This window comes from Microbacterium abyssi (genome assembly GCF_015277895.1).
In the GTDB taxonomy this organism is placed as follows: domain Bacteria; phylum Actinomycetota; class Actinomycetes; order Actinomycetales; family Microbacteriaceae; genus Microbacterium; species Microbacterium abyssi.
The window spans coordinates 2,892,048-2,905,662 of record NZ_CP063815.1 but is presented as its reverse complement, the minus strand read 5'-3'; the positions used below and the strand labels follow the sequence as shown (position 1 = coordinate 2,905,662).

General features: G+C 67.0%; 8 protein-coding genes. 6 read left to right on the top strand and 2 right to left on the bottom strand.

The annotated features are described in order from the left end of the window. The first annotated feature begins 24 nt into the window (after nucleotides 1-24). The 6 genes from pulA (at nucleotide 25) to IM776_RS13950 (ending at nucleotide 11,031) form a co-directional block, all read left to right on the top strand. Complete coding sequence (pulA, locus tag IM776_RS13975) at nucleotides 25-6,189, top strand: pullulanase-type alpha-1,6-glucosidase (RefSeq protein ID WP_194420684.1); 6,165 nt, start codon at nucleotides 25-27, stop codon at nucleotides 6,187-6,189. A gap of 153 nt (nucleotides 6,190-6,342) precedes the next feature. Continuing rightward, nucleotides 6,343-7,119, top strand: a complete 777-nt coding sequence (locus tag IM776_RS13970; RefSeq protein ID WP_194420683.1) for an electron transfer flavoprotein subunit beta/FixA family protein — start codon at nucleotides 6,343-6,345, stop codon at nucleotides 7,117-7,119. Between the two features lie 2 nt (nucleotides 7,120-7,121). Continuing rightward, nucleotides 7,122-8,093, top strand: a complete 972-nt coding sequence (locus IM776_RS13965; protein ID WP_194420682.1) for an electron transfer flavoprotein subunit alpha/FixB family protein — start codon at nucleotides 7,122-7,124, stop codon at nucleotides 8,091-8,093. Between the two features lie 2 nt (nucleotides 8,094-8,095). Continuing rightward, nucleotides 8,096-9,733: a cytochrome b/b6 domain-containing protein gene (locus tag IM776_RS13960; RefSeq protein WP_194420681.1), complete on the top strand. Its 1,638-nt coding sequence runs from the start codon at nucleotides 8,096-8,098 to the stop codon at nucleotides 9,731-9,733. A gap of 99 nt (nucleotides 9,734-9,832) precedes the next feature. Then, entirely contained in the window at nucleotides 9,833-10,585 is a 753-nt protein-coding gene (locus IM776_RS13955) for a hypothetical protein (protein WP_194420680.1), read from the top strand. Next, entirely contained in the window at nucleotides 10,582-11,031 is a 450-nt protein-coding gene (locus tag IM776_RS13950; protein WP_194420679.1) for a nuclear transport factor 2 family protein, read from the top strand. The genes IM776_RS13955 and IM776_RS13950 overlap by 4 nt, the downstream gene beginning before the upstream one ends. A gap of 3 nt (nucleotides 11,032-11,034) precedes the next feature. Here IM776_RS13950 and IM776_RS13945 read toward each other — a convergent pair whose 3' ends face one another. Both IM776_RS13945 and IM776_RS13940 read right to left on the bottom strand, forming a co-directional pair. Next, on the bottom strand, nucleotides 11,035-12,195 hold the full coding sequence (locus IM776_RS13945; protein ID WP_228479774.1) for an NADH:flavin oxidoreductase/NADH oxidase: 1,161 nt from the start codon (nucleotides 12,193-12,195) through the stop codon (nucleotides 11,035-11,037). After that, a complete protein-coding gene (locus tag IM776_RS13940; RefSeq protein WP_194420677.1) occupies nucleotides 12,192-13,589 on the bottom strand; it encodes an MFS transporter in 1,398 nt (465 codons plus the stop codon). Before IM776_RS13940 ends, IM776_RS13945 begins: the two co-directional genes overlap by 4 nt. Nucleotides 13,590-13,615: the final 26 nt, after the last annotated feature.

The following is a 13,615-nucleotide window of genomic DNA, read 5'->3' as shown; positions in this document are numbered from 1 at the left end:
CGCACCACACCTGATGGAGCATTCGTGTCGAAGAAGACCGCCCAGCGTCGTGCCGCCCTCCTGATCGCAGCAACTCTCCTCGCCTCCGGCGTCTCCGCCATCGGACTCGCCCCCGCATCCGCCGCCGATCGGACGGTCGCCCTCGTCGGCGACCTGCAGACCGCACTCGGCTGCGCCGCCGATTGGGCGCCGGACTGCGCCGAGACCGAGCTGCCTCTCACCGCGACCGACGGCGTCTACAGCGCCGCCTTCGACGTGCCGGCCGGCAGCTACCAGTACAAGGTCGCCCTCAACGATGGCTGGGACGAGGCGTACGGCTTGGACGGCGGCGGGGACAACCTTCCGCTCACAGTCGCGGGACCCGCGACGCTGCGCTTCACCTTCGATGACAACCTCAAGCGGGTCGGCGTCGAGGTCGAGAGTCTGCGCTCGACCTACACCGCAGGCGATGACGCGCTCGTCGCAGCCCCCGTGCGCCAGGCCGGCGCCGACGAGCAGTTCTACTTCGTCATGACCGACCGATTCGCCAACGGCGACACCTCCAACGACACCGGCGGTCTCACCGGCGATCGCATGACCACCGGCTTCGACCCCACTGACAAGGGGTTCTACCAGGGCGGCGACATCGCAGGGCTCCGCCAGCAGCTCGACTACATCGAGGGACTCGGTACGACGGCGATCTGGCTCACCCCGAGCTTCGCGAACAAGCCGGTCCAGGGGGAGGGCGCGAATGCCTCCGCCGGCTATCACGGCTACTGGATCACCGACTTCACCCAGATCGACCCGCACCTGGGGACCAACGCCGAGCTCGAGGCGCTCATCGCCGAAGCGCACGATCGCGGCATCAAGGTGTACTTCGACATCATCACGAACCACACTGCCGACGTCATCGACTACTCGGAATCCGAGTACTCCTACATCGACCAGGCGACCAGCCCGTACCAGGATGCCGACGGCAACGCGTTCGATCCCGCAGAGTTCGCCGACGGTAAGACACCCTTCCCGACCCTCGACAAGGACAGCAGCTTCCCGTACTCGCCCGTCGTCACCGAGGACGTCAAGGTTCCGGAATGGCTGAACGACCCGACGCTCTACCACAACCGCGGCAACTCGACCTGGTCGGGGGAGTCGGTCACCTATGGCGACTTCGACGGTCTGGACGACCTCATGACCGAGCACCCCACGGTCGTTAACGGCTTCGTCGACGTCTACGACCAGTGGATCGACCTCGGAATCGATGGCTTCCGCATCGACACCGTCAAGCACGTGAACTTCGAGTTCTGGGAGCAGTGGACCACCCAGGTGCTCGACTACGCCCACAGCATCGGCAAGGACGACTTCTTCATGTTCGGCGAGGTCTACGACGCCGATCCCGTCAAGCTCTCGCCATATGTGCGAGGCACTGACATGAACTCGGTGCTCGACTTCACCTTCCAGTCCGCAGCCGTCGGCTACGCCGCCGGAAACTCCGCGAAGGGCCTGCAGTCGCTCTTCGCCGGCGACGATCACTACACGACCGCGGACTCATCGGCGACGGCACTGCCCACCTTCCTGGGCAACCACGACATGGGCCGTGTGGGCTCCTTCCTCGACGGCACGGATGCTCCACTCGAGCGTGACGAGCTCGCCCACGAACTGATGTTCCTGACCCGTGGCCAACCGGTGATCTACTACGGCGATGAGCAGGGCTTCACCGGCCCCGGCGGCGACAAGGATGCCCGTCAGACGCTGTTCGCCACCCAGGTGGACGAGTACGCCGATCAGAACCTCATCACCGGCGAGCACGCCGGGTCCGTCGATCGCTACGGCACCGACGCCGCGCTGTACACGCAGATCGCCGCGCTCTCCGACCTGCGCGAGGCGCATCCTGCGCTCGCCGATGGGGCCCAGATCGAGCGGTACGCGGCGGACGGCGCAGGCGTGTACGCCTTCTCACGCGTCGACGCCGACGAGAAGACCGAGTATCTGGTCGCGGTCAACAACGCGGCATCCGCCCAGACAGCTGATCTGACGACTCTCACCGCGGATGCCGGCTATGACGTGGTGTACGGAGACGCCGGATCGCTCGCGACGGATGCGGGTGCGGCGACGAGTGTCACCGTCCCCGCGCTTTCCGCCGTGGTCTGGAAAGCGAACGCGACAGTGTCCGCACCGGACGAAGCCGCTCCGGTGACCATCACGGTCCCCGCAGCCGGCGCCGGGATCAACGGGCAGGCGGCCGTACAGGCCGAGACCGCGGACCAGTGGCTGCAGACCAGCTTCTCCTGGCGCGTCGTGGGGTCAGAGGAGTGGAACCTCCTCGGCACCGCAGAGAACACCGACCCGCGCGTCTTCCACGACCTGGGAGGCCTTGCCGACGGCACGCTCGTCGAGTACCGAGCCGTAACGACCGATGCTGCAGGTCACCACGCTGCGGCATCCACCTACGCATCCGTCGGCAACGCCGTCACGCTGACGGAGACCGAGGAGCCCGAGACGACGATCGATTCGGTGGTCATCGCGGGAAGCCTCGATTCAGAGCTCGGCTGTGCCGGCGACTGGGACCCGGCCTGCGAGAAGGCGAAGCTGAGTCTGCGTGCCGACGGCGTCTGGGCGGGCACCTTCGACCTGCCGGCCGGTGACTACGAGTACAAGGCAGCCATCAACGGCAGCTGGAGCATCAACTACGGTGCGAACGGTGTCCCGGACGGAACGAATATCGCCATCTCGCACGCGGGCGGACCGGTCACCTTCTACTTCGACCCGCGCACGAACATCGTGCAGTCCACCGCAGAGGGACCCATCGTGACCCTGCCCGGATCGCAGCAGAGCGAGCTGGGCTGCGAAGGCGATTGGACGCCGGACTGCCTGGGGACCCTCATGGCCGACGGCGACCGCGATGGCGTCTACGAGTTCTCGACCGCCGACCTGCCCACCGGCGCCTACGCGCTGAAGGTTGCGCATGGCCTCAGCTGGGATGAGAATTACGGCGTCGACGGGGTCCTGAACGGAGCGAACATCTCGTTCAGCGCCACCGAGGGCAAGGTCACGACCTTCCGGTACACCCTTGAGAGCCACCTCCTCGAGATCACCAGCGAAGACCCGCTGCTCCCCGGTGTCGGTGAACAGCGTGCGCAGTGGATCGATGAGACGACCATCGCGTGGCCGGCGGATCTGGGAAGCCCCGCGGATGCGGGGTACCGCCTCTACTCATCTGCTGATGCCTCGCTCGCGTTGGCGGATGGCGAGGTCTCCGGCGGCGACGCCATCGAACTGACTGTCGATGGCACGCTGTCCGAGGAGCAGCTCGCACGCTTCCCCGCGCTCGAGGGCTACGTCGCACTGAAGCTCGACGATCCGGATGCCGCGGCGCTCGTGCGCACGCAGCTCGCCGTCGGGCAGCTCGGCATCGACGGCGCCGTCACGGCGTACACCGGGATGCAGATTCCTGGCGTGCTGGATGACCTGTACGCGGATGCCGTCGAGGGTGTCGACCTCGGCGTCACCTTCTCCGGCGACACGCCGACCTTCCGCCTGTGGGCGCCGACCGCGCAGTCGGCGACACTGCTCACCTGGGATGCAGGATCCGATGGCGACGCGGTTCGGCACGAGGCGAAGCGGGACGACGCAACCGGCGTCTGGCAGGTCGATGGTGAGGACGAGCTCAAGGGCGATGAGTTCCTCTGGGAGGTCGTCGTCTACGCTCCGAGCACCGGAGAGATCGAGACCAACAACGTCACCGATCCCGTTTCCGTCGCCCTGACGCCGAACTCAGAGCGCTCCGTCGCCGTCGATCTCGATGACGAGAAGTGGCAGCCGGAGAAGTGGCGCGAGGCTGAAGCACCCACTGTGGACCGCGCCGTGGACCGAGCGATCTACGAGCTGCACATTCGCGACTTCTCCATTTCGGATGAGACCGTTCCGCAAGATGTACGCGGCACCTACCTCGCCTTCGCTGAAGACAGCGCAGGCACCGACCAGCTGCAAGAACTCGCGGAAGCCGGCATCAACACCGTGCACTTGCTGCCCTCGTTCGACATCGCGACGATCGAGGAAGACCGGGCGGCGCAGGCCACCCCGGATTGCGACCTCGAATCGTTCGCACCCGACTCCGACCAGCAGCAGGCGTGCGTGCAGGCGATCGCTGGCGAAGACGGCTTCAACTGGGGCTACGACCCGTACCACTTCTCCGCACCTGAGGGTTCGTACGCCGTGGACGCCGACGGTGGTGAGCGCATCGGCGAGTTCCGCACCATGGTCGGCTCGCTCCACGACCTCGGGTTGCAGGTCGTACTCGACCAGGTGTTCAACCACACGGCGGCTTCCGGTCAGGCTGAGACTTCCGTTCTCGACCAGGTCGTTCCGGGCTACTATCACCGGCTCAACGCGGCGGGTGCTGTGGAGACCTCGACGTGCTGCCAGAACGTGGCGACCGAGCACCTCATCGCGCAGAAGCTCATGGTCGACTCCGTCGTCACCTGGGCCCGTGACTACAAGGTCGACGGGTTCCGGTTCGACCTGATGGGCCATCACTCCACTACCAACATGCAGGCGGTCCGGGACGCGCTGGATGCGCTGACCGTGAAGAACGACGGCATCGACGGCAAGGCGATCTACCTGTACGGCGAGGGGTGGAACTTCGGCGAGGTGGTGGATAACGCACTGTTCGAGCAGGCCACGCAAGGGCAGCTCGGCAGGACCGGCATCGGCACCTTCAACGACCGGCTGCGCGATGCCGTGCACGGCGGCAGTCCGGTGGACGGCGCATCCACGTACCAGCAGGGCTTCGGCACGGGACTGGGCACCGACCCGAACGGCAACGCGATCAACGGCACGCCAGAAGAGGCGATCGCCGATCTCGGCCACCAGACCGACCTCGTGAAGCTGGGTCTCGCAGGCAACCTGCGCGACTTCTCGTTCGTCACCAGCGACGGCGAGACCACCGCAGGAGAGGACATCGACTATCGAGGTGCACAGGCCGGATACGCCGACGAGCCGGGCGAGGTCATCAACTACGTCGACGCGCACGACAATGAGACGCTCTACGACCTGTCGGTCTTCAAACTGCCGACGGATACGAAGATGGCCGATCGGGTGCGCATGAACACGCTGTCGCTCGCGACGGTCACGCTGTCGCAGTCGCCCTCGTTCTGGCACGCAGGCACTGAGCTGCTGCGCTCGAAGTCCCTCGATCGCAACAGCTACGACTCCGGCGACTGGTTCAACCGCATCGATTGGACTGGTCAGGAGTCGACCTTCGGGTCCGGCCTCCCGTCGGCCGCCGACAACGAGGACAAGTGGTCGATCATGGCGCCGCTGCTCGCCGACCCCGTGCTCAAGCCCGGCGCGGAGGACATCGCCGCAGCCGAGGCGTCCGCGCTCGACCTGCTGCGTGTCCGCAGCGAAGTCGATCTGCTGCAGCTGGGGTCTGCGGATCTCATCGAGCAGAAGGTCAGCTTCCCGGGCAGCGGGACGGATGCTGCCCCCGGCGTCATCGCGATGCACATCGATGACCTGGTCGGAGAGGATGTCGACCCCGCTCTGGATGGCGCGCTCGTCGTGTTCAACGCGACGCCTGACGCGGTGACCCAGACCATCGATGCGCTCGCAGGGCGCGACTTCGCGCTGACGGACGCGCAGGCCAGCGGTGCGGATGCCGTGGTGAAGACGACCGTGTGGGATTCCGCGACCGGCACGGTGACGGTTCCGGCACGCTCGGTGGCCGTGCTGGTGGACGGCCAGGGGACATCGCCCACCGACCCTGGTGGGCCCACCGATCCCGAGGGTCCGGGCGATGGGGGAGACGGCGACACTCACGCTTGGGCGAAGGTCTCGCTGTCGTCTGACCGTGTCGAGCAGGGCGGCACGATCACGGTTTCCGTGACGGGTCTCGAGCCCGGTCAGCAGATCGCTGCGACGCTGCACAGCGAGCCTCGCGTCATCTCTGGAATCCCGGTCGCGGATGCCTCCGGCGTCGTGCGCTTCGATGTGGCCATTCCCGCAGACTTCGCACTCGGCGCACACACGCTCGTCATCACGTCGGGCCAGCTCGACCCGATCACGGCGCCGCTGACCGTCGTGCGAGCGGGGGAGCTCGCCATCACGGGAGCGCAGGCACCGTGGGGCGTGGCGCTGCTCGCCGTGCTGCTCTTGGTCGCGGGTTCCGTGATCTATGTGACCCGCAGGCGAGGAGTGTTCGACGTGCGTTGATGCCTCGCCGCGTGGGTGCGCGGCTCCTCCGGGCATGGTGCAGTGTGTATACATTGTGTGTGAATCAGTGCGCATTCGGTGGCATGAAGCCCAGCGGATTCGCGACACTGTCCACAACGTAGATAGACTCGGCCCTGTCGTGAGGAGCATTCGATGAAGATCTTCGTCCTGGTCAAAGAGGTGCCCGACACCTATGGCGATCGCAAGCTGAATCTCGAGACCGGATTGGCCGATCGAGGCGCCGGTGATGTGGTTCTGGATGAGATCACCGAGCGTGCTCTCGAGGTCGCTCTCTCCTTCGCGGACAAGAACGACGGCACCGACGTGGTGGCCCTCGCGATGGCTCCCGAGTCGTCCACGGCATCGATTCGCCGCGCCCTCGCGATCGGCGCGGCATCCGCTGTGCACATCGTCGACGAGCAGCTCGCCGGCGCAGATCTCGGCCTGACCGCCGAGACGCTCGCTGCGGCGATCCGTCGTGCCGAGCCCGACCTGGTCATCACGGGGAACCTCTCCACGGACGGTTCGGGCGGGATGATCCCGGCGATGCTGGCCGAGCACCTCGGGTTTGCGCAGGCGACGGCACTGAGTGGGGTCGAGATCACCGCGGATGGTGTCTCGGGCACGCGGGCGGCGGATGACGGCAACCAGTCGGTTTCGGTGTCGTTCCCGGCGGTCATCTCGATCACCGAGGCTCTTCCCGATGCGCGCTTCCCGAACTTCAAGGGCATCATGGCAGCGAAGAAGAAGCCGCTCGAGGTACTCTCGCTCGCCGACCTCGGCATCTCCGCGGACCCTGCAGCGGCCCCTCGGACGATCATGACGACCGTTTCCGAGAAGCCCCCGCGCGCGGCGGGTGTGAAGATCACCGATGAGGGCGACGCCGGCGCGCAGCTGGTCGAGTTCCTCGTGCAGAACAGGCTGGTGTGACGATGAGCTACCCCGCAGATTCCATTCTCGTCCTCGTCGATGTGACCTCGTTCGGTGAGGCCGCCAGTTCGACGGCGGCACTGATCGGCGCGGCGTCGCTGATCGGTTCCCCGGTCGCGCTCGTCCCCGGTGGCGCGCAGGCCGCGGTGGATGCCGTAGCCGCGCTCGGCGCGTCTGTCATCCTCACCGCGGATGCCGACGCGGAAGCCCTTACCGTCCCGCTGGTCGACGCGGTTCAGACGGCGTACAAGAAGGTGCAGCCGGACGCGGTGCTGATCTCGAACTCGATCACCGGACGCGATGTCGCCGGACGCCTCGCGGTGCGCGAGAGGCTCGCGGTCTCGGTCGACGCGATCGGCGTCTCGCGCGATGATGAGGGCATCGTCGCGCACCACTCCGTCTACGGCGGCGCATATCTGGTCGACTCCGCTCCCACGTTCGGCGCGCCGGTCATCACGGTCCGTCAGGGGGCGGTGGATGCTCGCGCCGAGGCCGTCGGCACGCCTGCCGTCGAAGCGCTCGAGGTCGCGGCATCCGGCGCAGTCGCGGCGAAGGCAGGCGCGGTCGAGGTCGTCGAGGTCGAGTCGTCGCGTCCCGAGTTGCGTGGCGCGACGAAGGTCGTCTCCGGTGGTCGCGGTCTCGGGTCGAAGGAGCAGTTCGTGCTCATCGAGCAGCTCGCCGACGCCCTCGGTGCGGCGATCGGCGCCTCGCGCGCGGCGGTGGATGCCGGATACATCCCCTACGCGCACCAGGTCGGCCAGACCGGCGTCTCGGTGTCGCCGCAGCTTTATGTCGCGGTCGGCATCTCCGGTGCGATCCAGCACCGCGCCGGCATGCAGACTGCCAAGAACATCGTCGCGATCAACAAGGACGGCGACGCACCGATCTTCGACGTCGCCGACTTCGGCATCGTCGGCGACCTGTTCACGATCGTTCCGCAGGTCGTCGAGGCCCTCGAAGCGCGGAAGAAGTAGCCATGGCGACGCGGACGCTCAGGCGCGGCCTGCCGCGCGTGGCCGGCGGCGAGCCCTGGCCCCCGGCCGGCGACCTGGAGGTGGCGGATGCCGCGGCACCTGTTGCTGCGTCCGAGGCTGCCCCGGCGGCGGAAGCCGGCTTCGACTCGCCTGCGCTCGCTCAGCCCGTTTCGTCTCCGGCGCCTGCGCCGCCTGCGCTCAACGACCCGCAAGCCGGCGCTGCCGAAAGCACGAAGCTGCGGCGTGGGCTGCCGCGCACTCCAGGCGGTGAGCCGTGGCCCCCTGCAGATGTTGCCGCTGAGGTGTCTGCTGCCGCCACCGCTGTGGCTGCGACCCCTGCAGAAGCATCATCCACGCGGGGCGTTGAGCGAGAGAGCGAAGCGACCGAGACGAAACGGGCCCCGCGAGCGGAGCGAGTCGTAACCTCCGCTCCGGTCCCAGCATCCACAGACGGCGAAGCCCTGCGCCGTGGCCTGCCCCGTGCACCCGGCGGTGAGCCCTGGCCGCCTGCCGGCACGACCGCGCTTGTCGCGGCCGGCCCTGCCGCGGCATCCGAGCCTGCTGTCGTTGCCGACGAGGCCGCGGCATCCGAGCCGGCACCCGCACCGTCCTCCGCCGTCGCCACGATCGACGTGAGCACGCCGCTGCCGTTCCAGCAGACGGTCTTCCCGGGGAAGAACGCCTTCACCCGCCCCGCATCGAAGCCGGAACCCACCCGCATCGGCCCGTTCACGAAGGCGCAGTGGGCCGGCGCCGTGATCGTCGGCGGCATCGCGCTGCTGGGCGCTGCCGCGATGGCCGTGCTGTTCGTTCGCTGGCTCCTGAGCGCCGGACCCCTGCATGACTTCATCCAGACGTACCCGGGTGAGTACCACCTGCCCGCGGGGGCACCGGTCGGGTTCCCCGGCTGGCTGGGCTGGCAGCACTTCTTCAACGTGTTCCTGATGGTGCTGATCATCCGCTCAGGACTCCGCATCCGAAACGAGAAGCGGCCGACCGCGTTCTGGACGCCGCGGAACAACCCCAAGGGAAAGGTGAGCCTGACGATCTGGTTCCACCAGGCCCTCGACATCCTCTGGCTCCTCAACGGCGTCGTGTTCGTCGTGATGCTGTTCGTCACGGGCCAGTGGATGCGGGTGATCCCCACCAGCTGGGAGGTCTTCCCGAACGCCATCTCGGCGGTGCTGCAGTACATCTCGCTGGACTGGCCGACCGAGAACGGCTGGGTCAACTACAACTCGATCCAGCAGATCACCTACTTCGCGACGATCTTCATCGCCGCCCCCCTGGCCGCCGTCACGGGGTTCCGGATGAGCGGCATGTGGCCGAAGAACGCCGAGAGGCTCAGCCGGGCATACCCGATCGAGTGGGCCCGCGCGCTGCACTTCCCGGTGATGCTGTACTTCGTCGTGTTCATCGCCATCCACGTGTTCCTCGTGCTCGCCACCGGAGCGCTGCGCAACCTGAACCACATGTACGCCGCGCAGGGATCCGTCGACCCGAACGCCTACGCCGACAACTGGACCGGATTCTGGTTCCTCGTCGCATCCCTCGTCGTGATCGCGGCTGCCTGGATCGCCGCTCGGCCGCTGGTGCTCGCACCGATCGCGAAGCTGTTCGGCACAGTCAGCAGTCGCTGAGCCCTGGAACGGGCCGAGTCCGTCTAGGCGACGTCAGTCCGCCAAGGTGAAGAGAAATGGTCGCTTGACACAACACCAAGCAAACGCTTGACTGGGGGCATGTTCGCCCCACTCGCCTTCTTCTCTCTCGTCAAGCTCGACGACCGCACGCAGCGAACGGCGTACAACCGCTGGCACCAGCTCGACCATCGTCCTGAGAACCTCGCCCTTCCGGGTGTTGCCTGGGGGGATCGATGGGAGCTCGCCGAGGAACATTCGGCGCTAGCGTCCGGTGAGCTCGCGGGTGACGTCGACTTCGTCGCAATGTATTGGTTCCGTGATCCAGTCGACGAGTCGGTGGCGGAATGGGATGCGCTCGGTGAGGCGTCGTTCCAATGGGGGCGCGGTCCGCTGATTCCCGGCATCCGTCGTCCGATGCTTGCGTTCTTCCGCCCGGTGAAGGGATACGCTGCACCGGGGGCGCTGGTCAGTGCTGATGTGCTGCCGTATCGTCCCAACCGAGGTCTGCACGTGACGATCACGCGCTTCGACGATGCGCACGGCGAAGCTACGCATGCCGCGCACGAGCGAGAGGATCGGAAGGTCATCCCCGCACTCCTCGACGTTGAGGGCGTCGCCGGAGCCTGGACGTTCTCCTACAGCCACCCGCAGCGGCACAGCTCGCTGCCCTTCGACGAGACGCCGATCGATCTGCCAGGGAGTCTGCGCGTACGACTGGTGTATCTCGAGGAGGATCCGGCTGCCGTGACCCCAGCCCTGCTCGAAGCGGAGCGTTCCGTCGCAGGCGGGAGTGAGGGGACACTTGTGCTTTCAGCGCCGGCGAAGACGATCATCCCCTGGCAGGACTGGTGAGCGCCTCGATCGAGCAGCGTCTGCAGGCGTTGGAGGACCGTGCCGAGATCGCGGCATTGATCGCGCGTTACGGACCCGCCGTGGATTCCGGCGACGGAGATGCTGTCCGCGCGCTCTGGACGGATGAAGGCACCTATGTCATCGATGACGTGACACTCGACGCCGGCGGCATCCGCACTCTCACCGAGCTGCCCACGCACCAGGAGTACATGAGCGCCGGTTGCGCGCATGTCATTTCCGCTCCACGCATTCAGCTCACCGGCGACGCCGCTGTCGCAACGACCCACTCGGTGGTCATGATCCACGACGGAGAGCGCTGGAATGCCGAGCGAGTCAGCGCGAACCGCTGGGAGCTGGCGCGAACCGTCGATGGATGGCGCGTTTCTCGTCGCCGCAATCACCTTCTCAACGGTGCTGCAGCAGCGCGCGCGCTGCTCACGGACTGAGGTTCATCGCTCGAAGCGCGTCAGCGGTGTCTCCCCGGACTCGGAGAGACGAGCGAGAGTCCGTGCGCGTGGCCCGAGCGCGCTGCCGAAGCGCACATTCCAGGAAGCGTGGCTCGTGTCGCCCAGTGCAATGCGCGCGTGATGCGCCCAGTTCGGGTGCGCGAGCATCTCCCGCCCGAGCAGCACGAGGTCGGCATCGCCGCGCTCGATCAGCAGCGACGCCTGCTGCGGGTCGACGATGAACCCGACGGTCGCGGTCACGGCATCGACTTCGTCGCGGATGCGGCGGGAGAAGTCCGCGTGGAATGCGAACCCTCGTCGCACTCTCGTGTCTGTGCTGCGGTCGGTCGTGATGCCGCCTGAGGATGTGTCGATCACATCGACGCCTGCGGCGAGCAGTTGTCGCGAGATCTCGATGACGTCGTCGAGTTCATTGCCGCCTTCGGCCCCGTCGACGCAGGACATCCGGAACGACAGAGGGATTCCGGGGCCGATCGCCGACCGGACGGCGCTGACGACTTCGAGCGGGTAGCGCAATCGTCGTTGCAGGTCGCCGCCATAGGCGTCGTCGCGTCGATTCGACACCGGCGAGAGAAACTCGTGCAGGAGGTATCCGTGCGCTCCGTGCAGCTCTATGAATCGGAATCCGGCATCGACCGCGCGCAGGGCGGCATCGCCCCAATCCTGCACGGAGCGCGCGATCTCAGCAACGCTGAGCTCTTCCGGAACGGGGAAGCCCGGACCAGCCGGAAGCGCCGACGGTCCGACGACCGGCCACCCCCCGAGGCCTGCAGCCGCATCGTCAGCATCCAGCGGTGCTCCCGCCCGCCATGGTTCGCGGACGGCCGCGCGCCGTCCGGCATGACCGAGCTGGATGCCGGCGATGGCGCCCTGCGCGTCGATCGCCTCGGCGACCCGCCTCCAGCCCGGGATGTGCTCGTCGCTCCATATCCCCGCATCCCGAGGTGAGATCCGGCCACGGGGGTGCACGGCCGAGGCCTCGGCAATGACCAGTCCCGCGCCGCCCAGCGCGAATCGAGCGAGATGTGCGACGTGGAAGTCGGTCACGAAACCGCCTTCGGAAGCGTACATGCACATCGGTGAGACGCCGACTCGGTTGGGGAGCGTCACGGCTCGCACCGTAAGCGGGGAGAACAGGTTCACTGTGGATCCTTTCGATCAGGGACGCGGAGGGCGAGGGCGAGAATCACCGTGATCATGCCGCAGAGTGCGGAGAATCCGAACGAGATCGTCAGAGCGGTGTGCGAGAGGAACGCCGCATCCGTCATGGAAGGAAGAGTGGCGATGACGAACGCGAACAGTGCTGCGGCGACGGCGCCGGAAAGCGAGCGGACCACCGAGTTCACACCGTTCGCCGCCGCGACCTGATCGCGCGGAACGGACGCGGTGATGAGCGACGGCATGGCAGCGAACGCGAAAGCGACGCCGCACCCGACCAGTGCGGAGCCAGTCGCAACGCTCCAGGGCTCGGAGTGCACCACCATCCTGAAGAGGAACGCGAGCGTCATGATCCCGGCGCCGAACATCAGCGCGAAGCGGGCACCGAGGCGGCTGATCGCCCGAGCGGCGACGGGAGCGAGGAGGATCATCGTGAGCGCGGACGGCAAGACGAACAACCCGGCCGCAGCCACCGGTGCGGCAAGCCCGAACGCGGTCGACGCGGGTGCCAGGGCTTCCTGCGTGGTGAGCAGGTGGTTGGCGTACATGCCGAAGGTGGCGAAGAAGCTCGCGATGTTGATCGGCGCGATCGGGGCGCGAACCGCCGTGCGCACATCTATGACCGGATTCGGATGCCGAAGTTCCCACGCTCCCCACACGATGGAGGACACGATCACCGTGGCGATGAGAGCGAAGGAGACCGGGCTCGTCCAGCCCCAGATCTGTCCGCGCGAGATGCAGAGCAGCAGTGCGGTGAGTGCGATCGCAAGAAGCGCGGAGCCGACGTAGTCGAAACGTCCGGGCGTGCGCAACGGCACCTCATCGACCCAGAGGCGGATGAGCAGGCAGAACGCGACGCTGACGAGTGCGGTGGTCCAGAAGATCGCGGGGAGACCGCCCCACTCGGCGAGCGGGCCGCTCAAGGTGAGCCCCAATGCGGAACCGATGCCGAGAGTTCCGCTCATCAACGCGATGCCCATGATTGCGCGCTGGCGGGAGACGAGAGTGGTGAGCAGGGCGATGCCGATCGGCACGACCGAGGTGCCGAATCCCTGCAGGGCGCGGCCGAGGAGCACGGCGGTGAACGAGGGGATCGCCGCCGCGATGATGGAGCCGGCCGCCAGGAGCGCCATCGACGCGAGAAGCATCCTGCGACGACCGTGCATGTCTGCGAGTCTCGTCATGACCGGGGTGCCGACGACGCCGACGAGGAGGGTGACAGTGATGAGCCACGACGCGTCGGCCGCATTCGTGTCGAGAATCTCAGGAATGAGGGGTAGGACGGGAACCATCGAGGTGAACTGCAGCGAGGTCAGCATTCCGCTCGCGGCGAGCAATCCCACCACCATGCGCTCGCGGCGCGCTCGCTGTGCCGTCACTGTCACCGTATCCGCTCGCAGGAAGT

Bases quoted from the DNA above. Each gene is read 5' to 3' on its own strand.
- IM776_RS13970 (WP_194420683.1), top strand. From the start codon at position 6,343: ATGAAGATCTTCGTCCTGGTCAAAGAGGTGCCCGACACCTATGGCGAT.
- IM776_RS13965 (WP_194420682.1), top strand. From the start codon at position 7,122: ATGAGCTACCCCGCAGATTCCATTCTCGTCCTCGTCGATGTGACCTCG.
- IM776_RS13955 (WP_194420680.1), top strand. From the start codon at position 9,833: ATGTTCGCCCCACTCGCCTTCTTCTCTCTCGTCAAGCTCGACGACCGC.
- IM776_RS13960 (WP_194420681.1), top strand. From the start codon at position 8,096: ATGGCGACGCGGACGCTCAGGCGCGGCCTGCCGCGCGTGGCCGGCGGC.